General features: G+C 51.9%; 22 protein-coding genes. 6 read left to right on the top strand and 16 right to left on the bottom strand.

Going from position 1 to position 23202, the window contains the following annotated elements:
• Positions 1-78 precede the first annotated feature (78 nt).
• Complete coding sequence (locus MHI42_RS01135) at positions 79-510, bottom strand: MarR family transcriptional regulator (RefSeq protein ID WP_042137690.1); 432 nt, start codon at positions 508-510, stop codon at positions 79-81.
• 165 nt (positions 511-675) lie between these two features.
• On the opposite strand from MHI42_RS01135, the gene MHI42_RS01130 reads away from it, so the two are divergent.
• Positions 676-1986, top strand: a complete 1311-nt coding sequence (locus tag MHI42_RS01130) for an amidohydrolase family protein (protein WP_342424664.1) — start codon at positions 676-678, stop codon at positions 1984-1986.
• A gap of 225 nt (positions 1987-2211) precedes the next feature.
• Here MHI42_RS01130 and MHI42_RS01125 read toward each other — a convergent pair whose 3' ends face one another.
• The 5 genes from MHI42_RS01125 to MHI42_RS01105 all read right to left on the bottom strand — a co-directional run bounded on the left by MHI42_RS01125 (position 2212) and on the right by MHI42_RS01105 (position 9915).
• Positions 2212-4413, bottom strand: coding sequence for a DEAD/DEAH box helicase (locus MHI42_RS01125; RefSeq protein WP_342422433.1), 2202 nt, complete (start codon positions 4411-4413; stop codon positions 2212-2214).
• Positions 4410-5729, bottom strand: coding sequence for an ATP-binding protein (locus tag MHI42_RS01120; protein ID WP_342422432.1), 1320 nt, complete (start codon positions 5727-5729; stop codon positions 4410-4412). The genes MHI42_RS01125 and MHI42_RS01120 overlap by 4 nt, the downstream gene beginning before the upstream one ends.
• Positions 5730-5737: 8 nt before the next feature.
• Positions 5738-7369 (bottom strand): TerB N-terminal domain-containing protein, encoded by a 1632-nt coding sequence (locus tag MHI42_RS01115; protein WP_342422431.1) that lies wholly within the window; start codon positions 7367-7369, stop codon positions 5738-5740.
• A gap of 490 nt (positions 7370-7859) precedes the next feature.
• A complete protein-coding gene (locus MHI42_RS01110) occupies positions 7860-9071 on the bottom strand; it encodes an MFS transporter (RefSeq protein WP_039299274.1) in 1212 nt (403 codons plus the stop codon).
• Between the two features lie 82 nt (positions 9072-9153).
• A complete protein-coding gene (locus tag MHI42_RS01105; RefSeq protein ID WP_342422430.1) occupies positions 9154-9915 on the bottom strand; it encodes a DUF1836 domain-containing protein in 762 nt (253 codons plus the stop codon).
• A 115-nt stretch (positions 9916-10030) separates the two neighbouring features.
• Here MHI42_RS01105 and MHI42_RS01100 point away from each other — a divergent pair, with 115 nt between their 5' ends.
• Entirely contained in the window at positions 10031-11353 is a 1323-nt protein-coding gene (locus MHI42_RS01100; protein WP_171715872.1) for a hemolysin family protein, read from the top strand.
• A 110-nt stretch (positions 11354-11463) separates the two neighbouring features.
• On the opposite strand, the gene MHI42_RS01095 is transcribed toward MHI42_RS01100, so the two are convergent.
• From MHI42_RS01095 to MHI42_RS01085, 3 genes are read right to left on the bottom strand one after another with little or no spacing between them, the layout of a single operon-like run.
• Positions 11464-11982 (bottom strand): GNAT family N-acetyltransferase, encoded by a 519-nt coding sequence (locus tag MHI42_RS01095; RefSeq protein ID WP_342422429.1) that lies wholly within the window; start codon positions 11980-11982, stop codon positions 11464-11466.
• A 16-nt stretch (positions 11983-11998) separates the two neighbouring features.
• Positions 11999-12421, bottom strand: coding sequence for a GNAT family N-acetyltransferase (locus MHI42_RS01090; RefSeq protein WP_342422428.1), 423 nt, complete (start codon positions 12419-12421; stop codon positions 11999-12001).
• A 58-nt stretch (positions 12422-12479) separates the two neighbouring features.
• Positions 12480-12839 carry a VOC family protein gene (locus tag MHI42_RS01085; RefSeq protein ID WP_342422427.1) on the bottom strand — a complete coding sequence of 120 codons (360 nt, stop codon included), beginning with the start codon at positions 12837-12839 and terminating at the stop codon, positions 12480-12482.
• A gap of 150 nt (positions 12840-12989) precedes the next feature.
• On the opposite strand from MHI42_RS01085, the gene MHI42_RS01080 reads away from it, so the two are divergent.
• Positions 12990-14336, top strand: a complete 1347-nt coding sequence (locus MHI42_RS01080) for a TrkH family potassium uptake protein (protein ID WP_042236724.1) — start codon at positions 12990-12992, stop codon at positions 14334-14336.
• A 133-nt stretch (positions 14337-14469) separates the two neighbouring features.
• Here MHI42_RS01080 and MHI42_RS01075 read toward each other — a convergent pair whose 3' ends face one another.
• Entirely contained in the window at positions 14470-14751 is a 282-nt protein-coding gene (locus MHI42_RS01075) for a hypothetical protein (RefSeq protein WP_039298880.1), read from the bottom strand.
• Positions 14752-14917: 166 nt separating this feature from the next.
• On the opposite strand from MHI42_RS01075, the gene MHI42_RS01070 reads away from it, so the two are divergent.
• The 3 genes from MHI42_RS01070 to MHI42_RS01060 all read left to right on the top strand — a co-directional run bounded on the left by MHI42_RS01070 (position 14918) and on the right by MHI42_RS01060 (position 18041).
• Positions 14918-16156, top strand: a complete 1239-nt coding sequence (locus MHI42_RS01070) for an aminopeptidase (RefSeq protein WP_171715874.1) — start codon at positions 14918-14920, stop codon at positions 16154-16156.
• Between the two features lie 53 nt (positions 16157-16209).
• Positions 16210-17439 (top strand): aminopeptidase, encoded by a 1230-nt coding sequence (locus MHI42_RS01065; protein ID WP_342422426.1) that lies wholly within the window; start codon positions 16210-16212, stop codon positions 17437-17439.
• Between the two features lie 428 nt (positions 17440-17867).
• Positions 17868-18041: a hypothetical protein gene (locus tag MHI42_RS01060; protein ID WP_156118649.1), complete on the top strand. Its 174-nt coding sequence runs from the start codon at positions 17868-17870 to the stop codon at positions 18039-18041.
• A gap of 179 nt (positions 18042-18220) precedes the next feature.
• Here the strand turns inward: MHI42_RS01060 and MHI42_RS01055 are convergent, their stop codons facing one another.
• The 6 genes from MHI42_RS01055 to pstC form a co-directional block, all read right to left on the bottom strand.
• Complete coding sequence (locus MHI42_RS01055; protein WP_342422425.1) at positions 18221-18913, bottom strand: hypothetical protein; 693 nt, start codon at positions 18911-18913, stop codon at positions 18221-18223.
• A gap of 24 nt (positions 18914-18937) precedes the next feature.
• A complete protein-coding gene (locus tag MHI42_RS01050; protein ID WP_042236728.1) occupies positions 18938-19522 on the bottom strand; it encodes a TetR/AcrR family transcriptional regulator in 585 nt (194 codons plus the stop codon).
• Positions 19515-20243 (bottom strand): MBL fold metallo-hydrolase, encoded by a 729-nt coding sequence (locus MHI42_RS01045; RefSeq protein WP_342422424.1) that lies wholly within the window; start codon positions 20241-20243, stop codon positions 19515-19517. Before MHI42_RS01045 ends, MHI42_RS01050 begins: the two co-directional genes overlap by 8 nt.
• A gap of 260 nt (positions 20244-20503) precedes the next feature.
• Positions 20504-21280, bottom strand: coding sequence for a phosphate ABC transporter ATP-binding protein PstB (gene pstB / locus MHI42_RS01040; protein ID WP_039298903.1), 777 nt, complete (start codon positions 21278-21280; stop codon positions 20504-20506).
• Between the two features lie 95 nt (positions 21281-21375).
• Complete coding sequence (pstA, locus tag MHI42_RS01035) at positions 21376-22272, bottom strand: phosphate ABC transporter permease PstA (protein WP_042137714.1); 897 nt, start codon at positions 22270-22272, stop codon at positions 21376-21378.
• A complete protein-coding gene (pstC, locus tag MHI42_RS01030) occupies positions 22269-23102 on the bottom strand; it encodes a phosphate ABC transporter permease subunit PstC (protein ID WP_231637670.1) in 834 nt (277 codons plus the stop codon). The genes pstA and pstC overlap by 4 nt, the downstream gene beginning before the upstream one ends.
• Between the last annotated feature and the right edge of the window lie 100 nt (positions 23103-23202).

Genomic DNA, 23202 nt, shown 5'->3' with positions numbered 1-23202 from the left:
TCAATGATTTTATCCTGTAATAACTAATCCCTTATTTCGGTATTTCATTGAAAGCAGCCGTCGAGTAGGTTTTTTCCTTTATGATAATCTTTCATTAATTTTGATCAATATTTCCTTCAAGATTTGCTTCTCCTCCTCGGTAAGGACTTGAACGATTTCTTCCTCCACCCTTTGGAATGAGTCTTGAAAGTCTGCAATCAGTTCAATCGCTTTTGGCAATACATATATATTTTTTTGCCGTTCATTATTGGCCGGGATTTTGCGCTCGATGAACCCTTTTTGCTCTAGACCTTGAAGCATGCTTGTAATGCTGGCCCCACGTAGATGAAACCTATCGGCAAGGTCCTTTTGAATAATATGATTATTTTGGTTCTGGTAAATATAATCGATTACTTTTCCTTGTTGAGCGTTTAACCCCTGCTCTTTTATACTTTCGTCCGCTCTTTTCTTTAACTTAAGACCGATAATCTGAAACAAATCCAGATAAGGCGTATCCTTTCGGGATTCCATGATCTTCCCCCCTGTGATTGTTAGGAATCTAACTGTAAGCAAATAAACTATACAGTGATCCTATAGGCTTGTCAAAAGAATAATTAGATTATTGACAGTTAGTTAACTAATAGTTATACTTCGAATTGTTCAAATTACAAACACTTGGGAGGAATTCATATGGAGATGGAGAAGGTCACACAAAATGCTGCGTTAGAACAAGTTACGGCAATCACAAATATACGTATTTTTGATGGAAATCAAATGATTGCGCCAAGACATATTGTCGTTAAGGGGGAGTCCATAATTTCAGTGGGCGGAGACCTTCCGGCTGGTTCAACGATTATCGATGGAGAAAATGCGACTCTAATGCCTGGTTTCATTGATGCACATGTCCACACCTCGATCGGCGGATTACGAGATGCACTAAAATTCGGCGTGACAACAGAACTCGAAATGAACGGCGATTTTACAAAAAGAGGGCGCGAGATTCAGTTGAAAAATGTAAATGACGTCGCAGACGTCCGTTCTGCTGGCACAGCGATCACCGCTCCGGGCGGACACCCAGATGAATTATTGCCAGATGGAGATGAAATACCGGAATTCATATTAAAGGAACTAGAGAAGTTATCGGAGGAAGACCGGGAATCGATGTTGGCTGCATACGCTCACGATCACGAAGAAATACCGCAAGTGACAACGGTGGAAGAAGCGATTAAACATGTGCATACCCAAGTGGAGAATGGCGCCGACTATATTAAGATCATGATTGAAGAAGGAACGGTCATGGGTGCGCCTGGCCTGCCTGTACTAAGCGAGGAGATTCTAAAAACAGCCGTGACAGAAGCCCACAAGTTCGATAAGCTGGTCATCGCCCACGTATTGACGGCTCTTTCATCGCAAGAGGCCATCGATTTTGGAGTCGACGGTTTGGGCCACTTGTTTATCGACAGACCCGAGAATACGTCCGGGTTAGTAATGTCCATAGCGGCTTCAGGCGCTTTTGTTACACCGTGCTTGGTGTTGAATTCATCTATCCTTGGAAATCCGGCATCGGAATTGGCGAATGATCCGCGTGTTCATTCCAAGTTAAGTTCGGATTGGATCGATATCTTGAACTCAAGCTTCAATACGTTTCCGCAAGGCAATATGGAGAACAGCTTTAAAAATGTGATGGACCTTCACCGTGCCGGAGTTGATATTCTGGTAGGGACGGATGTCGCGCCGGTTCCTGTTCCGAATCTTGGCGGCCTTGCTCATGGAGCCAGCGTCCATCATGAAATGCAATTGCTGGTGAAGGCCGGGTTCACTCCGATAGAAGCGCTTCAGTCAGCTACCGCAAAACCGGCCCGTTGCTTTGGTCTTAACGATCGCGGTCGTATTGCCGAAGGCGCACGCGCTGACCTTATTTTAGTAACCGGTGATCCGACAACCAACATCTCGGATACCTTGTCGATCAAATCCGTGTGGTTCAAAGGTGTGCAACAACGATATTAATCAGAGCCAATATCTCCGTACTATGTTGTCAGAGCGATTACTTATTGTAAACGAAATAATTACACGGCCGCCCTACAAACATTTAAAACATTCTGATCGTTGGGTCCATGAGTTTCATTGGAGCATCCCGTTGAAAGCAAGCATTACTTTTCGCCACTAATTATTCAAAAGAAGCAGCCGATCACGTTAGAATCGGCTGCTTCTTGTTATATATTACTATATCAATTATGCTGGCGGCTGCTTCCACTGTTTAATCACGCTGAGCAATCCCGGAACATCCAGCCCGTCGAGCGAAAAAGCTTTGCGCAGCAGATCATGCGGAATGAATTCATCGTATTTGCCGAGGTAAGGCGCCTCATCCGGTCCGAGCAGGGAAATAGCATCCGTAGCTGCGGCGGTTTCGGCAATGATCTCTTCCTCCAGCGTCTCTGCATCCGCCTTGCCGGCGACAACCATATAATAAGGTTCCATCGGCACGACGGACCGCAGACCGAGCGGTCCCTTCAGATTGTTCTTCAGCAGACGCTCCAGCGTACGGAACTGCCGGCTGCCCGCCCATGGAAGGATGAACATGGAGTCTCCTCCGGCAGGCAGGACAGAACGCGTCAAGAGTCCGCTCTCTTTGGCAAGCCTGCGGGCCCGCTCCAGTCTGGCGGCCGCGCTTGGCGCAAGATACGGATACAAGGCTGTCGATCCGAGCACTTCGCGGATCTTCGTCATGATCCGGGTGTGGACATCCCCTCCGGCTCCAAGCCATAAGGTGTCTACCTTGCCGCGTGATCCTTTGACATAAACCGCTTTGTGGCGGTTGTCGACCTCTTCCACCTTCCACAGCTTGCCGGCCAGGGTGAAGCAGTAGCCCGGCGGCGGCACTGTAGTAATTGAACCGATTTCCTCGGTGCCATTATAGACGACATGCTCTTCATCGTCTTTGAATACCGCATAGAAACGGAAGTTATTGACGATCTTCTCCCCCGCCATCCCGATCAGCAGACTGCCCTCATCCATCTTCTCAATATGGCCCATGCCCTGCATGTATTCCATGAAGGCGTCATAATCAGCGGGATCAATGCTGCGGAAGGACGGCAGGCTCAGCACCGCCTCCTTCAGATCCTCCGGCTCCGCTTCCCCCATACTCTTCAGGATGCTCATCGTCTGATGATACAGCAGCCCGACCGGCAGCTGGCGCACGACCAGCGGCTCGACCCATTTCTCGCGCACGTACAGCTCGATTACGGCAATGGCCCGCAGCAGCGTCCACGGCATCCGCGCAGGCAGCTGCGCCTCCTCGTCCTCCTCCTCGGGCGTGACGAAGATCATCTCGGAGGCGGCGTCCCCGCGCCTGCCCGAGCGGCCCAGCCGCTGCACGAAGCTCGCGCAGCTGTAAGGCGCGCCGAGCTGCAGCACCCGCTCCAGCTCGCCCAGGTCAATCCCCAGCTCCAGCGTCAGCGTCGCTGCAGCCACTGCCGGCCCCGCACCCTGGCGGAGCGCGGCCTCTGTCTCCTCGCGCAGCATAGCGGAGATGCTTCCATGATGCACATGGAAGACATCCCGCTCGCCGCGCTTAGCGGCAATTCGCCGCATCTCCAGTATCGCCTCCTCGGCGTCCGTGCGGCTGTTCGTGAAGATCAAGGCCTTCTTCACATGCGTATGGTCGTAGATGAAGCCGTAATAAGCCTGTCGCGCCCGCTCCAGGTGTTCGGCTTCTTCCTCATTCCGCGCATCCGGGAAAGAAAAGTGCTCCACGCTCAGGCGCAGCTTGCGCCCGCCCTGCGGTGCACTGACCTCCACGCTCTCCCGCGTGCCCGCCGCCAGCCACTCCGTGACGGAGGCGTAGTCGCTCAGCGTTGCGGACAGACCCACCCGCCGCGGATGACAGCCGGCCATCCGCGAGATCCGGGCCAGCTGGCTCAGCACCTGAATGCCGCGGTCCGCCCCCATGAAGGCATGCACTTCATCGATTACGATGAAGCGCAGATCATGGAATAGCGCCGGGATGGCATTCGGGCGGTTCATCAGCAGGCCTTCCAGTGATTCGGGTGTAATCTGCAGCACCCCGGAAGGGTTCTGCATCAGCTTCGTCTTATCCGCCTGCGGCACATCGCCATGCCAGTGCCAGACCGGAATATTCCCTTCGCGGAGCAAATCATTTAACCGGGTGAACTGATCATTGATCAGCGCCTTCAGCGGAGCGATATACAGAATACCTACAGATGCGGACGGACGCTCATACAGCTCCGTAAGCGCGGGGAAAAAAGCCGCCTCTGTCTTACCCGAAGCGGTCCCGGAAGCGATAAGCAGATGATGCGGCGTGTCAAACAGCACACGGCAGGCATCTACCTGAGCCTCACGCAGCGTATCCCAGCGGTTCTTGTAGATGAATTCTTTAATGAACGGAGCCAGCCGGTAGAACGGGTTATCACTCATAGGTCAAACTCCGCCAGGAATCCGTCCAGTTCATTCTGCCCGGTCTCGGCAGGCCGCGGAGTCCGCTCCCCGACCAGCTTCTCGAACGACATTTCCGGATGCTGGTTCAGCGTATGCAGCAGATCCATGAAGTCGCGCACGACCTCACGCGCGGTAAGCAGCTCCTCTGCCCCCAGCCGGTTCACAGCCTCTTCCATGAAATGCACCAGCTGCCCCTGCGTCAGTCTGGCTTCATACCCGTAGTGCAGCGCGTGAATGTCCCGCAGCTTCTGCAGCAGAATCAGAATCTCCTCATGGGAGAGCATATCCAGCGCGATGATCGGCCCGGTGAAGTTGTTCAGTCCGGCACCGGCATACCGCCCGGCTACCAGCCTGGAACGGAGTGCCTCATAGCTGAATAAGCCGCGCCGGTGGTCTTCAACGAACTGCGGCGTGCCGCCGACGAAGATCCCCAGCCGTTCTGCCTTACCCTGCATCGTATCGTTGAACATAGTCAGCAGCTTCTCATAATTGCTCTGGCGGGAGATGCTGTTCGTTATCTTGTAGAGGTTCACTCCCTCATCGATGAACAGCAGCAACCCCTTATAGCCGATGGCTCCGGTGAATTCCGCCCATAGCTTCATATAATCATACCAGTTGTCATCATCGATAATAACGCCCACACCCAGCGCCTTGCGCGCTTCCGTGCGGGTCGCGAACTCGCCGCGCAGCCAGCGCAGCGAATCCTGCTTCAGTGCGTCATCAGCCAGCTTATGCCCGTTCCAGTAAGAGGCCAGCACCTTCGCGAAGTCGAAGCCATGCACAAGCCCGCGCATCTCGGAGGCAACCGCATAGATCCGCTGCTCCACTTCTTCACCAAGCTCCAGCGCATCCGGCCCATAGCCCTTCTCTTGCATGACGGCCTGCTGCAGAGACATAATCCACTTCTGCAGCATAATCTCCAGTGCCCCGCCATCGGGACGCGTCCGGGTTGACAGATGGCTCATCAGCTCGCGGTAGGTGGCAAGCCCCTGCCCCTTCGTACCCACGAGACGCCGCTCCGGCGACAGGTCGGCATCCGCGACCACGAAGTCCCGGTCCATCGCGTAATTGCGGATAATCTGCAGCAGGAAGCTTTTGCCGCTGCCGAATTTGCCCGTAATCAGCTTGAAGGCGGCTCCGCCCTCGGCGATATTATCCATATCGCGGAGAATGGCTTCAACCTCCGGCCGGCGGCCGACGGCAATATATTCAAGACCGATACGCGGCACAACTCCCGCTGTCAGCGAGTTGACGAGCGCGGTGGTCATCCGCTTCGGTATTTTGAGTGGGTTCATTCCTGATTTCACCTCTTTATATAGTGCAGCATGGATATACATTCTTCGGTCAGCTCTTCACCGTCAATGACGAGATCCCCCAGACTATCCATAGCAAGTTCATTAATCTCATCGAACAGCAGCTCTGCCATGGTCCCGCCGCCCGCTGCCAGCCTGTTCACCTTCAGCAGGCCGTCATCCTCTGCCAGCGCAAGCAGCACATCCCGCTGCAGCAGACTCAGTTCAGAAGCGAAGAGCGTCCAGCTGTCCGCTTCGCCATCAATAATTGGCAGCGGAGAATCTGCTTGTCCTTGCACAGCAGGTTCTTCAACAATAAGGTCCAGCTGCTCTTCGTTACTTTCTCTAACCGCTGGCTCCTCTGACCTGGGACCAGCCGCAAACGCAGCACTTCCAGGTTCATCTTCATCCACTGCCTCATTATCCCAATCCGTTTCATCATCCTTCTCCAGCGCTTCCTCCACCGTGAGCAGCGAACGCACCACCTCGGAGTCATTCTTCAGCTGTTCCAGCTTCCGCTGATCAATTACAACTGCCGGACCCTTCTCCTCCTGCTCCGCCTTGCGGAATTCACGCTGCAGGAACCTGGTCACCAAGTCCTCCATGTCGGCATCAACCTTGACATCCTTGAGCCGTCCGCGATAACCCATAAGCGCCCGCAGTTTGTTCTCGGTCAGCCGGAATAAGCGTGTAATCAGGCTGCGCAGCGGCGGCGATTTGCTGATTCGTACGACAGGTATAAGAACAGAGTAGCCATAGAGTGAGATATCATATACTGCGCTGCGGAACAAATACCGCTCACGGACAACCGGCGGACCGGGCGGGAACATCGTGATCAGATTCGAGCCGTGCTTCCGCGCGACATACGTATCAATTAGAGCCACTACTTGGGGGATGTACTTTTCCGCAGCAGTTTTACCTTCGCCTGTATAGAATTTCGATTTGCTGATATCATAATCCGACATCACACTCAGCACCTCGATGCTAAGCTGCTCCGGGGCAGCAGACAGGCAGCGTACAAGCTCAAGCTCTGCCAAGTCCCCGGCAAGCCCGCGTGTACGGATAACAATCTCCGAGAGCGGGATATCCAGCTTATGCACGAATGAGAAATCTGCAATCCACCCGCTAAGGTATTGATCCAGACGTTTATACTTGTCACGGTAGGCTTCCCAGAGCAAGCCGAGCTGACGGCATCCATCCTGCGGCTCATCCCAGCCCACGCCGTTAATCAGCTCATATATATGCAGAAAAATATAGGAGAGATCGGTCTTCGGGTATCTCCCTTGCCGGACTTCATCCCGCCAGAAGAAATACCACCGGCTCTGCGCACCTGTCATATGGCCGTAAGTCGGCCAATAGCTCTTAAAGGGAACAAATAAAGCCGCAGGCTCCTTATGATCCGCAAGCTCCCGGGCCCGCTGGACAAACTGGCTTTCCGTAGTGGTTACCGGCTCCTGTGTCTCTTCCATATCCCATAACTGGAGCTGTACTGTATCATATTGGGACGTTTTCTTCTTGCCCGGACCATCCGGAGGCTTCGGTATAACCGCTTCTGCAGAACTCCGCGGCGGAATCGCCATATTCTGCTCCGTGCTCTCCCAGACCAGCTCCGTGAAATGCAGGCCCTGCCTGTCTTTAGCCATACTTACCCGCTCCATTAGTGTGCCATAATAATTTTTACCATTATACCATATGCCTTATGAGGTGATGCAGCGGTCTCCAGTCCTGTACTGAACAGCCCCCTAGACTCCCTGAATTTCCCAAGCAATAGTCAGAAACTACTTCTCCTCGCTATAAAAGATGCCAACCGCCGTTTCGGCAGGCGTAAACATATCCATGCTGGCGTATATTTCAAAAAAGACCTTGAGAGACTGGCCCCTCAAGATCCTAGATTAGAGTGTCTGTCACCGCACATTGCCGGACAATGAGAACGTTCGTTTGTGTCTTCCTTAAGAATATACTATATTCCCCCTGTGGGCTGCAATAGCGGAGGCTTCCCTCTACCGCTATGCGGGTGGTTTTTTGTATTGCGCATTTCACGCACTCAACTGGCTAAAGCCACAACAAAGGCCAGCCGGAAGCTCCGGCTGACCTTTGTTGGAGTATAACTCCTGATGATTGTTCCAATTATGCTTATAGCAGCTCTGTACCCTTCGTTTCCTTCCCCAGGAACAGCACGGCCAGCGCACCAATGATAATCGTTACGAAGAACAGCATGAAGATCGTGCTGATCGCGACCGAATTCCCCACCATCACGCCGACCAGTGTAGGTGCAATAATACCCCCGATCCGTCCGAAAGAGGTCGCAAGTCCGGCACCCGTCGAACGGATGGTAGTCGGATATAGCTCCGGTGTATAAGCATACATCCCGCCCCATGCCCCCAGGTTGAAGAAGGACAGGCAGATCCCGGCGGCCATCAGCATGCCTTCGGTCGTGGAATTCCCGAACCAGGCCGCGCTGACCGCTGTCAGCAGCAGATAGATCACGAGCACGAACTTCCGGCCGAATTTCTCGATGAAATAAGCGGCGGTGAAATATCCCGGAAGCTGGGCGAGCGTCATGATCAGCACATACTCGAAGCTTTTGACCAGACTGAAGCCCTTAAGCACCATAACTGTCGGCAGCCACAAGAACATACCGTAGTAGGAGAAAACAACCGTAAACCACAGAATCCACAGCATAATCGTCGAACGGCGGTATTCCGCAGACCAGACTGCCGTTATCCGGTTCCGCAGGGATACCGGAGCCTTCTTAATCTCGGCGAATTTCGGCGAGTCATCAATCGCCTTACGCAGGTAGAGCGCATAGAGCGCCGGGACTGCGCCAATCGCGAAGGCAATCCGCCAGCCGTAATCCGGAATAACGAAATAAGCGATCAGCGCGGACAGAATCCAGCCAAGCGCCCAGAAGCTCTCCAGCAGTACGACGGCCCGTCCTCTTTCTTTGACCGGCATGCTCTCGGACACCAGTGTCGAGGCAACCGGCAATTCACCGCCCAGCCCGAAGCCGGCAATGAAGCGCAGCACACACAGCATTACATACCCTGCGGCGAATGCTGACAGGCCGCTTGCTATCGAGAAGATCAGCAGCGTCCACAGCAATACGGATTTGCGGCCGAACCGGTCCGCGAGAATCCCGGCCGCAGCCGCTCCCACCGCCATACCCACCGAGTTAATACTGGTTAAATATCCGATCTTCTCCGGTCCCAGCGACCATTCCTTGGCCAGCGCAGCCACCACAAAAGATATCATCCCCACATCCATCGCATCGAACATCCAGCTGAGTCCTGCACTGAAGAGCAGTTTTCTTTGCTTCGGATTCTGCAGCAGCGACATTTGATTCATCATAACAAGCACCCTCTTCCCTGATTCCCGCTAAGTCTCGGAGTAAGACTAGTTTCACTTACACATTCTAGAATCGGACGGTTCAAAAATCAAGGAATAACACCGCATTGAAATATTGCCGGGCCATCGCCTGAAAATAACAGGTCTGAACCGATATGGCGGCGATCAGGAGCATATTCTGCACGGCATCCCGCTGTGATCTGGTCAGATGGCTGAGCCGCTTCATCATTCCGTCCATCGCCGATTTGAGCGCACTGTCGGATTTCAACAAATACTCTTTGGGGTTACCAGGCTGAGCCTGCCCCTGCACCGGGGAACGGGTCTTAATCTCCTCGAACAGCTCTGCATACCCGTGATACAGCTGTGCCGGCTCGACCAGGTCGTCATCATCACGCTCAGGCGCCAGGAACAGCATACGGAAGAGCTGGCGGATGCTCTCGAAATCGAGTGCAGCCTTGAGATCATCAATTATAAATAGAAGCGCAGCCTGATTAATGGAGTATTTCTTCCCTTCGCGCGGCGCCCCGAGATATTCCTTGAAGTCACGCTTTACCCAGTTCTGCATAGCCGTAACAGATAATGTGGAATACTCAATCAGACTGCCGAGCGAGGCAATTTCACCAAGGGATAACCCTTTGATGCCGCTGCCTTTGATCAATTTCTGCAGAATCGGGGGAATGTCCGTAGAGAGAAAAGCCGGCAGTGACGTCCCCTCCCGCACCTCTTCACGGTGGAATTTGGTCCAGGCTTCCTGAAGAATATGGAGCGGCTTCCGCTCCGAGTTTTCGCTTAGAGACAGTAATAGTCCGGACATCTCTATCCGGCTAAGTGTAAATGCTTCCATAGATGGCAACCCTCCACCATTTGATATTTCATTGAAAAGTTCGTACAATAGGTTCATATGAACTCATAATATGAGTATAACCTATTTTAGGGACGAAAGGGATGGTAAAGATTATATGGGTATAGGACTTAGTTTGACGCTCGTGGCAATTTTGATTATTTTAACCGCATTTTTTGTAGCAACGGAGTTTGCAGTAGTGAGATTAAGAGGAAGCCAGGTCAGCCAGATGGTACTCGACGGGAAGAAGAATGCGCTAGCGGTACAGCGGGTATCTGCTAACCTCGACGGATATCTGTCTGCTTGCCAGCTTGGAATCACCATTACTGCACTCGGGATCGGGGCGTTGGCAGAGCCTGCATTTGAGCAGCTGCTGATGCCATTGTTCGACCTTACGAACCTGAGTCACAGCGTTAGCGAGCCTATTGCTTTTGCATTGGCCTTCATTATCGCCACATTCCTGCATGTCGTTGTCGGTGAACTTGCACCGAAGACGGCCGCTATAAACATTCCGGAGAAAATCGGTCAGATTACCGCACCGCTGATTATTTGGTTCTACAGAGTATTGTACCCTTTGATTTGGATCATGAACGGTTCCGCCAACCTGCTCGTCCGTATGTTCGGAATGAAGCCGGCCAGTGAACATGGCGATGCCCACAGTGAAGACGAGATCCGCCTGATCTTGTCCGAGAGCTATGAGAGCGGCAAAATCAACAAAGCGGAATACGGTTATGTGAACCGGATCTTCACCTTTGATGAAATGCTGGCCAAAGAAATCATGGTTCCCCGGACAGATATGGTATGTCTGTTCACCGACCATTCGCTGCTGGAGAATATCGCTATTATCCGCAAGGAGCAGTATACGCGTTTCCCTGTAGCAGACGGCAGCAAAGACAATATCATCGGTATGATTAATACCAAGCAGCTGTACCTGCAATATGACAACAACCCTGATTTTGATTTCAAAAGCCTGATTCTGCCGATTCTAACCGTATCGGAAGTAACGCCGGTGAAGACGCTGCTGACCCGTATGCAGAAGGAGCGTGTGCATATCGCCCTGCTGCTGGATGAATACGGCGGAACCTCCGGCCTCATTACGATTGAAGACATCCTGGAAGAGATTGTCGGTGAGATCCGCGACGAATTCGACGGGGACGAACGCAGAAATGTAGAGATGCTGAGCGAGACCCATTATCTGTTTGACGGCAATGTGTCTCTGCTGGAGATCAAAGATCTTACAGGTCTTGATTTCCACGACGACGAAGTGACTACGATCGGCGGATGGCTGTATAGCCACCTGGAAGAACCGGTTGTCGGCAAAAGCCATGTGTATGAGCATGTCACTCTAACTGTGCGTGAGATGAACCGCCACCGTATCCGTAAGGTTGAGATCAAGATTGATCTTCCGGTCACCGAAGATTCCGCAGTACACAGCGACTAAAGCGGATAGATACGCTGCAGTAATACAGAAAGGCGCTTCCTCAGGGAAGCGCCTTTCTTGCATAATTTGGTGAGTACTAAAGTAATCACGCCTATAATTAATTCCATTAACTATATAGAGGCGGGGTTAAATATTTTACTCATATAATATTCGTCTACCCATTCCCCATCCACCAGCAGCGACTTTTTCTTCACGCCTTCAATCTCAAAACCATACCTCGTATACAGCGCAACAGCCCGCTCATTATGCTTCATTACCGTAAGCTCCAGACGCACAATGCCGCTCCGGTTCGCCCACAAGTCCATCTCGTGGAACAATGCACTGCCGATTCCCATGCCCTGATATTGCTTCAGGATACCGATGACTATATAGGCACTGTGTTTATTGCGGCTGACGCTTCCTCCCCTGACTGACAGGTATCCCGCCAGCTCACCGTCAGCTTCGGCTCCGATCAGGATAGAGGTTTGAGCATTCCCGAAGCTTGCGATCATTTCTTCCACCTGCAGAATTCCGGTCTGCCTCTCTCCGGGTGCAAGCAGCATATACGAAGTTTCCTGATCCAGCCGGTGCTGCAGACTTAAGAGTGCGGCGGCGTCTTCAGGAATCAGTTCCCTTAGTATGATATCCATTTCATTCCTCCTGCATTTAGACCGGTATGTATTTTTTGAAAAGCTTGCTTCCCTCTCTGTCGTACCCCAGACGCTCGTAGAAGCGGTGGGCATCCGTGCGGCAGCTCTTGCTGGACAGCATCACCTTAAGGGCGCCTCTGGCCGCTGCTGCCTCTTCTGCGAATTGCATCAGTGAGGCTCCTATTCCCTTGCCGCACAGCTGCGGGTCAGTTACAACCCCGAACGGGCGGTCACCGCTAAGCGCATCCATGCACAAGTGCAGATGTAACGTACCCGCTACCTCCCCGTCTTCTTCGTATACGATCAGCAGGCTGTCAGGATTACTGGCAATTTGGCTGATTCTTTGCGGCGATACTTGGATATCCGTGTGCTCCGGCAACAGAATCCGGTACAGCTTCTCTAAGCCGGAGGCATCCTCCGGTGTGGCTTCTCTTATCATTCGCAATACTCCCTGTATTATAATTAACAACATTAATTAATATAGTTAATGCGATTAATTAGTTGCTTGAACGGCAAATCATCAGCACATTCCCGTCCGGATCTTTGAAATTAAACCAGTGATCATGTTCAATATCTGTGAGAATTTCAGCTCCGGTAGCTTTGACATAATCATAGGCAGCATCAATGTCGTCGGTAAGCAGATGGAAGGAAGGCACCTTCAGCACAGCCTCGGCTGTAAAAATTCTGCTGTCGAGCACGATTCCCGGACCCTGCATCGGCACGTCATACAGATGCCCGAACAAAATTTCACCGTCAAGCGGCAGTCCAAGCAAGCTGCAATACCAGTTTTTGGACCTTTCGATATCACTAACCGGGATGAAGACAGCGCCAACCTGATTCCGTATGGGACTTGTCACAGCAAGTAGAGCCTCCTCTAAAAGTACAGTAGTAGGTGGAGCCTTTAATCATTTCGATAAAATATGTCAATTTCCTGCCTCTTTGGTGACGGGAATATAAGTTATGCTATAATCTTGTCAGATCCTATCCAGATGTCAGGAGAATGAGACTTGGCTAACCTATCCTTTGGGTATCTCAGGCTGACGCCGCCCAAAATACTATCACTGGGCTTTGTAATACTAATCGCGGCCGGCACCCTGCTTCTGTGTCTCCCTGCTGCTTCTACCGGCGGAAGAATCTCTTTCATTGATGCACTGTTCATGGCCACCTCAGCGACCTGTGTAACCGGACTCGCTGTCATTGACACAGGAACGCAGCTGACGGCTTTTGGACAGATTGTACTCCTCGTGCTTTTCCAGTTCGGCGGTCTCGGGTTCGTTACAATGGCGACGCTGATCACGCTGGTGCTGAACAAGCGGATCTCACTGAAGGAGCGTCTGCTGCTGCAGGAATCCATGAATCAGAATTCCATGCAGGGAATTGTGAAGCTGATCCGCCGGGTGCTGATCTACTCGCTGGTGATTCAGCTGACCGGGGCCATTCTTCTTGCCGCAAGATTTATGATGGACATGCCTTTTGGCAAAGCAGCGTATTACGGAGTATTCCATAGTATATCCATCTTCAACAATGCCGGTTTTGATCTGTTCGGGGATGTTCACGGGCCCTTCAGCGGTTTAACCCGCTATGTTGAAGATCCGATTGTGAATATTACCTCCATGCTGCTGATCTTCCTCGGCGGTATCGGCTTTATTGTATTATCTGATGTAATCGACTTTCCGAAACGTAAGCGGCTGACTCTCCATTCCAAGGTTGTCCTTGCCACTTCTGCTGCTCTCATTGTGATTGGCGCGGCTATTTTCTTCTGGCTGGAGCTGAATTCCACGCTGAAGCCGCTGCATGCCGGAGGTAAGATTATGGCTTCCTTCCTGCAGGCGATTACGCCACGCTCCGGTGGGGTGACGACGATCGAGATCCCGCTGCTGCGTGAATCCACGCAATTCCTGATGATTCTGCTGATGTTTATCGGAGCAGCTCCCGGCTCCACCGGCGGCGGGATTAAGATTACCACCTTTGCAATTCTGGCCAGCACAGCCTATGCCAAGCTCCGGGGCAAAGAAGATATCGTGATGTTCCGCCACCGGATCTCGAAGGAGAATGTCTACAGGGCGATTACCATGACTCTGCTGTCACTGATGCTGGTGGTCATCTCGACCATGCTGCTGTCCGTGACGGAGAGTGCGGATTTTCTGACCGTGCTGTTCGAGGCAGTCTCCGCTTTCGGTACTTCCGGTATAACAATGGGACTGACTACAGAGCTGACAACAATCGGTAAGGTGCTGGTGATCATTCTGATGTTTGTCGGCCGGACAGGACCGCTTACACTTGCTTATGCACTCAAACCGAAGAATAGTAAGGAACTCTACCGGTACCCTGAAGGCAATATTACCATCGGCTAAACTCTGCGTTACCTGTGAAATGTGAAATGCGACCCTGTGCGGCAAGATTATTCTGCCGGAACGGAGTCGCATTTTTAAATAACAGCTTGTACATAGAAAGTCTATTGTATGACAAGGCTATCCGGGATGGATCTTAGGCTTCTTCTTCCGGAATCTCCTGAGTGTCGAGTGCCGCGTCCAGCAGCTGATTGTATACATCGTCATCATTCTCCAGCAGGGCATCCACCTCAAGGAACTGCTCTTCACTTCCCGGTTCACCGGCGAAGCTCAGGCTGTAATCCCATTCGGTTCCCCGTGAACTGAAGAAAGTGATCTCATAAGGGGAGCTGTGATTCTCCAGTGTAAACACCGTTCTCCCGACAAAACTTCTATCCTCTACGCGTTTCATTTCTGCTTTGGTGATTTCTAGGTTCATACTCTTTCCTTCCTTTCATCTGATCATGCCCACAATATTCAGTATAACATTGATATGTAAGCAATTCCTTTCCTTTTGCGCTGTAATTGACTTTTTTCATCCGGCGGTTAATAATTTAGTACAATGCTTATTCCGAGCTAAAATTATGGTAATGGAGGAAATCGCAATGACTCAAACAGAGCTTCAATCCAAGCTAAGTAAATATGCTGATCTGGCTGTGCAGATCGGTGTAAATGTTCAGCCGGGGCAAATCCTGGTCGTGAACGCTCCGATTTCCGCAGCCGAGTTCGTCCACCTGATTACCGCCAAAGCATATGCCATCGGCGCAAGCCAGGTCAAGGTTAACTGGAGTGACGAGTTCATTACGCGCCAGCAGTTCGAGCATGCCGCACCGGAAGTGTTCACCAAGGCTCCAACCTGGTACGCGGGTGAAGTGACCGAATTCGCCGAGAACGGCGCTGCATTTCTGAACGTTATTGCCGAGAATCCGGACGCACTCAAAGGTATTGATCCTGAGCGGATCGCCAATTTCCAGAAGACCCGGGGAGCTGCACTTACGAAATACCGCGAAATGCAGATGTCCGATAAAGTCAGCTGGAGCATTGTAGCCATCCCGTCCCAGCCTTGGGCAGACAAGGTATTCCCTGACGTGCCTGAAGAAGAGCGCGTAGATAAACTCTGGGAGGCAATCTTCCACACCGTACGCCTGGACCGCGAAGACCCTGTAGCCGCATGGCAGGAGCATCTGGATACGCTGGAGCAGAAAGCGGATGTTCTCAATGCTAAGAAATACAAAAGCCTGCATTACATAGCACCTGGAACCGACCTTAGTATCGAGCTGCCTGAAGGCCATATTTGGGCGCAGGGCGACAGCATCAATGCTAAAGGTCATTCTTTTGTCGCCAACATGCCAACTGAAGAAGTGTTCACGGCTCCGAAGAAAACCGGCGTTAACGGTACTGTCAGAAGCACGAAGCCGCTCAGCTACGGCGGGAATATTATTGACGGCTTCTCGATTACCTTTGAACAGGGCCGGATTACCAGCGTAAGCGCCGAGCAAGGCCAGGAAGCCCTGGAATATCTGATCAGTCTCGATGAAGGCGCCAAGTACCTGGGTGAAGTCGCACTCGTGCCGCACAACTCGCCGATCTCTGATTCCAATATCCTGTATTTCAACACCTTGTTTGACGAGAATGCGTCCAACCATCTGGCGATTGGCACTGCATATGCCTTCTGCCTCGAAGGCGGCAAAGAAATGAACCAGGATGAGCTGATCGCCCATGGTCTCAATACCAGCGTAACCCATGTCGATTTCATGATCGGCTCAGCAGAGATGGATATTTATGGTATCACGGCTGACGGTACGCGTGAGCCTGTATTCCTGAAAGGCAACTGGGCATTCTAATGCCTTTTCTACTCCATATTACAAAATAGAAGATCGTGAAAGGAGCTGAAATCATGCTGGATTTCAAGCAAAAGCTCGAAAATTACGCCCTGCTCGCTGTAAAGATCGGAGTCAACATTCAGCCCGGTCAAACGCTTGTAGTCAATGCGGATATCGTCTCCGCAGAGCTGGTACGGCTCATTGTACGCCAAGCCTATGAAGCAGGAGCAAAGCTGGTAAAGGTTAATTATACCGATGAATTCGTTACACGGACACGTTATGATCTCGCTCCATCCGAGAGCTTCCTCGAGCCGCCCAAGTGGCAGGCGGATGAGCTGGAGGATCTCGCGCGTAATGGCGCTGCGTTCCTGACCATTATCTCGGCTAATCCGGATTTGCTAAACGGGGTAGAACCAAGCCGGATCTCTGATAACCAGAAGACTGCCGGCCAGGCCATGGCTCCTTACCGGGAGATGATGATGGCTAACCATGTCAGCTGGAGCGGCATCGCCTTCCCTTCTCCTTCATGGGCCGCCAAGGTATTCCCGGACGCTGCGCCTGAGCAGCAGATTGAACTGCTATGGGATGCAATCTTCAAGGCTGTACGCGCAGACCAGGAGAACCCGGTTGCAGCCTGGAGCAGCCATCTGAGCGGCCTCAAGCAGCGCTGCGATCTGCTGAACGCCAAAAAGTACCGCAAGCTTCACTACACAGCACCAGGCACCGATCTGACGATCGAGCTGCCCGAAGGCCATATCTGGTGTCAGGCCGGTGCGGTGAACAGCCGCGGCATGTCCTTCCTGGCCAACATTCCGACCGAGGAAGTATTCACGGCTCCGCTGAAGTCCGGTGCTAACGGCAAGGTCAGCAGCACCAAGCCGCTTAGCTACGGCGGCAACATCATTGACCGCTTCACCTTGACCCTGGAGAACGGCAAGGTCACAGACTTTACGGCAGAGATCGGCCAGGAGGCCTTGGCTTCCCTGCTGGCTATGGATGAAGGAGCGGCCTACTTCGGCGAAGTGGCTCTAGTGCCTTTCCACTCTCCGATCTCGGAGAGCGGCATTCTCTACTACACCACGCTGTATGACGAGAATGCTTCCTGTCACCTAGCGCTGGGTGCTGCTTATGCTTTCACGCTGCAGGACGGCATTAGTATGACGAAGGAACAGCTCGCTGAAAGAGGCATGAACCAGAGTCTGACACATGTAGACTTTATGATGGGCTCCCCGGAGATGAGCATCGACGGAATTGCCGATGACGGCTCTGTTGACCCTATCTTCCGTAACGGAGATTGGGCTTAAGCTTTTGCCTATAGATTGTAGCTTGAGGATTGTGGTTTGACGTTTGTTAATGAATTGTGGTGGCCCCGCCGTTCCCCTTATGGGAGAATGGCGGGGTCTTTTTGTATAAGAGAGCTATGGAGTTAGTGTATCGAGAATTTTCCGACTCAGATTCCGCTAAGTAACCTTGGTAGGGTGTGCTCCCATCGTACAGCTTAGAACTAGAATCGTTAGTTTCCTTCTTGTTCATTCCTCCAATAGCCCAAATTTGAAGATAAGTTCAAAGAATATTCACAATATTGTTGAATTTAATTCACAAATATGTCACAATACAATTAAGGATGGTATTTACAAGTTCCGCATCCAAAGTTACCTCGAAGCTTCTGATGCCAGAATTGCGAAGTGATGCTGGAAGTTTATGCTTACCAAACACTTAGGAGGGAATCCTGATGAAAGAATCTTTTAACCAAGAAGTGGATTCGACTGAACCGGAACGTCTGGAAGTCCAGGCCCCCAAAGACTTAAGTATCGTAGCCTCCGATGCAATCAAGTACACAGCCTATATCATGCTGCTGTTCGGGTTCTTGTACTTTCTGATTGCATACCTCGCCCCTATGCTATAAGGCAGCTTCAATATATACGTTTTCCCGTAAGCGCTTACGGCCGGTCTGTTCCTGCGGGAAATGGATTAGCCGTTTTATTTTGCAGACAGGGGTTCTAGAATCAGCCTCTCTCTAATCTGGCAACTACGGCTATACAAAAAAAGTAGTCCCCGCTAATCTCGAGGACTACCTTGATATGCTTATTTCCAGCCTAACGCTTTGAAGATCCAGGCTATCGCTTCCGGCTTCCAGCTCCCGTCCATTCTCGAACGCAGCCACGCCACCGCCTCTTCTCTCGTTCCTTCAAAAGATTCAATTCCCGCTTCATTCATCCAGTGGCCCGAGGTTTCAAAAGAGGTACTGTTCCACCCGTTCGGCTCACCGTCCACATTCAGCCGTTGCTTAACTCCGGAGATTACAATATCCAGAGTGCCCTGAAGCTCGGTTACGGCGTTGTCAAAAGCCGTTTTCTTCTCTTTGGCCTTCATATCAGCCATAGAACGGAGCTGGCGTGTCTCTATGCCTTCGTGCTCCCGGATAATCTGCAATAACGTTAGCGCTTCTCTGGTAGCAAGACCGCTGTCAAACCGCTCCTCCAGGGAACGCGGACTTCCTGCCGCCGCCAGATAAGCGGGAAGCCACTCACGGGATACCAGAACGGCTTTTTTCTTGATAAACTTTCCGTAACCGGCCAATCCTTCTCCCGGAAATCTCACCCGCCAGCCCCAGGGGTCCAGCTCGGAACCGGTATGCCAGTTCTCCGCCAGGGTCAGCCCGTTTACAGAAGGATGCCCAGGGATCAACGGGGCCAGCGGTACGATCCCCAGCTTGGCCACAACCTCAGCCATCTCCTCAAATGTTGTAATACTCTCTATGCTTTCTACACTACCCACTCATTCCGCCTCCTCGATGTAAATTCATTCAAGCTCATCTGCTCCCTCACCCATGCAGCGGATTCCGGCAATATAAGCGCGGATCAGCCGCGTAAGACTGACATTCAAGTCCAGCGGCATTCCGAAGCCGCCTTGATTCTCAAGGGCAGAGAACCCGTGCAGTATGCTGCGCAATCCCCGGACGGCGTGCAGGTTCCCTTCCTCATCCAGCCCAAAGCAGGACAGGACTTGAATAATCAGTGACAGGACCTTCCCGCCCGCAGCCTCCAGTGCGGTATCGCCCTGCTCAGGTGCTCTCAATGTTGTTTCGTACAGCCCCGGATGTTGTCTGGCAAATCCGATGTAAGCCTGACTCAGCGCATGAACGGCCTGTTCGCCCCGTGCGCCTTCCGCTGCCGCTGACATGGCGTCATAAAGCTGCTCTAGCCCATGAATCGCCAGCAGTGTCCGCAGACCCGCGAGTCCGTTAATGTGATTATACAACGACGGCGGGCGAACGCCCAGCTTGGCCGCCAGTGCGGCCAGCGTCACCTCCTGAACACCCTGTGCGTCAGCCAGCTCTGCTGCTGCCAGCACAAGAGTATGTGTGTCCAAACCGGCTCTAGCCATGTACTTTCCCTCCATTCACCAATACCTTGCCCGCCTCTGCTGCCGCATGTCTCATGGCTTCTACCGGGTGCCTCACCAGATTTCCGTGTCCTACAGCCAGCACTGAAGGGGCTAGATCAATCAGCTTATAGGCACTGCCCAGCGCCTGCTCCAGACTCCATGTTGCCATAGCCGGAAAAGGAAACAATGGTACCTTCTTGCCGGACACAGCGGTCGCCCGGAAGGTCTGGAACGCATCCCCTACAATCAGTGCGCCACTGCGCTGATCCCGGAAAGACATAGATCCCGGAGTATGCCCGGGCGTACTTATGGCCGTCAATGAACCGATGGTATCCCCTTCGTACAGCAGCACGTCAGGCTTCGTTGCTATCTTGGCAGGTACACTGCCCTTAATCGGCGTCTGAAGCTCACCTGCTCTTAGCGAGCGGTCACCGGCCAGCAGCGCCGCATCCCGTTCCGAGATATAGACCTTGGCCTCTGGAACAAGCTTCTTGAGCGCATCCAGCGCCCCGACATGATCCATATGGCCATGGGTTAGCACGATCCGGGTAAGCGGCTTCTGAAGCCTGGCGGACTGTTGTAGAATACCTTGTAAACTATATGGCATGCCTGCATCTATTAGAGTAAGCTCCTCTTCTTCTTCGACCAGATAACAGTTAACGGGAAATAAGCGCGGCAGCCAGGTTAGCTGGTGCAGATACCCTTCTTGAGTTACTCTCATAAGGACCCTCCTCGAAACTAATGTGATTAGTTAAATAATAAACTAATATGATTAGTTTTACAAGTGGCACCTGTATTTTCTACATATTGCCGGCATTTTTATTGGACCGCTTCATCATTAGCCACTGCAGCGCGGTAATTCCTAAGAAGATAACCATTATGTACATTATATATTGCATTTAGGATATAAAATAAACACCATCCGCAAGGAATGGTGCCTATGGCTTCTGTAACTATTGCAATGCCTGTAATGCCTGTCCGTCAGCCGAAACGGCCCATAATATATTCCTGGGTCATCTGGTTCTCCGGATTGCTGAAGACCTTCTCGGTCTTGTCATATTCCACAAGCGAGCCCAGATAGAAGTAGGCTGTATAATCCGAGATCCGCGCTGCCTGCTGCATGTTATGGGTAACAATTACGATCCGCAGTTCTTCCTTCAGTTCCTTAATCAGCTCCTCCACCTTGCCTGTCGATACAGGATCAAGTGCTGAAGCCGGCTCATCAAGCAGTAGGATCTGCGGGTTAACCGACAATGCCCGGGCAATACACAGACGCTGCTGCTGTCCGCCGGACAATGCCAGTGCAGAGTCCTTCAAGCGGTCTTTGACCTCATCCCACAGGGCGGCGCGGCGCAGGCTGCTCTCCACGATTTCATCCAGTGCTTTTTTGCCCTTAATTCCATGATACTTAGGACCAAAGGCAATATTGTCATAGATGGATTTGTAAAAAGGGTTCGGCTTCTGCCAGACCATGCCGATTTTTTGCCGCAGCTTAATGACATCTGTTCCGGAAGCATTGATATCTATACCGTCAATCCAGATGCTGCCCTTGGTAGTCGAGCCGGAGATATCATCATTCATCCGGTTAAGAGAACGGAGAAAGGTTGATTTCCCGCAGCCGGAAGGGCCGATCAATGCTGTTACCGTATTCTGGGCGAAGGGAAGACTAATTCCTTTAACCGCCTCATAAGTGCCATAAAAAATACTCAGATCCTCAGTTTGAAATGATTCGCGTACCACCGGTTCCGCTATGCCCATCTCTTACTCCTCCTAAAAGTTTGGTCAGCATCCGCTTTCTGAGTCTTCTACGCAAAACTCGCTTCGAAAGCGTAAACTCTGTTTGTCTTATTAGCCTAGTTCATTCTCTTGGAAGCGGTAAGCTTGCGGTAGATGAATCTGCCGAAGTAACGGGCAGCCAGGTTGAAAATTAATACGGTCAGCACCAGCACTGCCGAAGCACCTGCTGCGATCTGCAGCGCATCCGGCGCCAGACCTTCGCTGTTGACCTTCCAGATATGAACCGCCAGTGTTTCTGCCGGACGGAACGGGTTAAGCGGTGAAGAAGGACTAAGCGGATTCCAGTTGCTGAAGTCCAGACGCGGACTGCTCATGCCCGCTGTGAACATCAATGCCGCCGCTTCACCGAAGACGCGTCCGGCGGACAGGATCGTTCCCGTAATGATTGTTGGCAGAGCTACCGGGAGCAGTACCGAAGTCACAATCTTCCACTTGGATAAACCAAGCGCGAAGCCTGCTTCCTTCTGCTGCTTAGGTACCGTGCGGAAAGCCTGCTCGGTGATACGAACCATCAGCGGAAGGTTGAAGAAGGTAAGCGCGAGTGCTCCCGAGATCAGCGAGAATCCGAGATTGAAGGTATTGACGATCAATAAGAGACCGAACAGACCGACGATGATGGACGGGAAGGAAGATAATACTTCCACAACCAGACGGATGAAGTTAGTCAGTCTGCCGGGACGGGCATATTCTGCCATGAAGATCCCCGCTCCAAGTCCAAGCGGTATAGTAATAATCAGGGTCAGCACCAGCAGGAACAGGGAGTTGAAGAGCTGAGGTCCTACACCGCCTCCTGCACGGATCTTCTGTGGTGCCGATGTCAGGAAGTCCCAGCTGATATGACTCATCCCGCGGATGAGGATATATCCAAGCAGGCCAACCAGAATAGCTACGATAAGCAAAGCGAACGTTACAATGATAGCAGTGGCAATTTTGTCTGCTGTTCTCGGCTTCAAATTTTATTTCTCCTTTCGAGCATTCTAACAAGCAATACGAATACAAATGTCATCAGCATAAGCACGAGAGCCATGCTCCATAGCGCGTTGTTCTGCGGTGAACCCATCGTCGTGTTCCCCATACCCAGCGTAATAACACTGGTCAGCGTGGACGCGGATTCGAACAGCGAACGCGGCACAAAAGGTGCATTACCGATAACCATCTGTACAGCAAGTGCTTCACCGAATGCACGGGCCATCCCCAGTACCACCCCTGTCATAATAGCCGGGAAGGTCGTCGGGAGAATGACACGGGAGATCGTCTGCCAGCGAGTGGCACCGAGCGCAAAGGAGGATTCTTTCAAGTTTTGCGGCAAAGAAGCAAGCGCGTCTGCAGCCACGCTGGTAATGGTCGGCAGGATCATCACCGACAGTACTAGCGCGCCTGCAGCAACCCCGATGCCCTGTCCGGGCAATGTATTCCGCAGAAAAGGCACTATGACACTTAAGCCAACGAATCCGTATACGACAGACGGAATACCTGACAACAGCTCGATAACGGGCTGCAGCAGTTTTTTGCCCCAGCCAGGGACGATTTCAGTCATAAATAATGCGGCGCAGATGCTAAGCGGACTTGCGATAAGCGCGGCAAGCAGGGTTACCAGGAAGGAACCGGCTATAAACGGAAAAGCTCCATAAGAAGGCGTATCCGCTTCAGGCGACCACTTCGTGCCGAACAGGAAATCGGAAACCTTAACCTCACCGCTTACAAAGTTCGCAATTCCTTTAGAGGCTACAAAATAAACCATCGATACAATGATTACAATCAATAGCAGTACACAAAAGGACATATAAGCGCGTCCGATAAAATTCTCTATATGATGTTTTTCAAACCGCGTTTTCTTTGGTTTTACCCTCAAGATGCTCCCTCTTTCTAAAGTGAAAAGAGAG

This window comes from Paenibacillus sp. FSL E2-0178, assembly GCF_038593005.1.
GTDB classification, from domain to species: Bacteria; Bacillota; Bacilli; order Paenibacillales; family Paenibacillaceae; genus Paenibacillus_AQ; species Paenibacillus_AQ phytohabitans.
The sequence above is the reverse complement of the archived record's forward strand: the minus strand, read 5'-3'. Positions and strand labels throughout refer to the sequence as shown.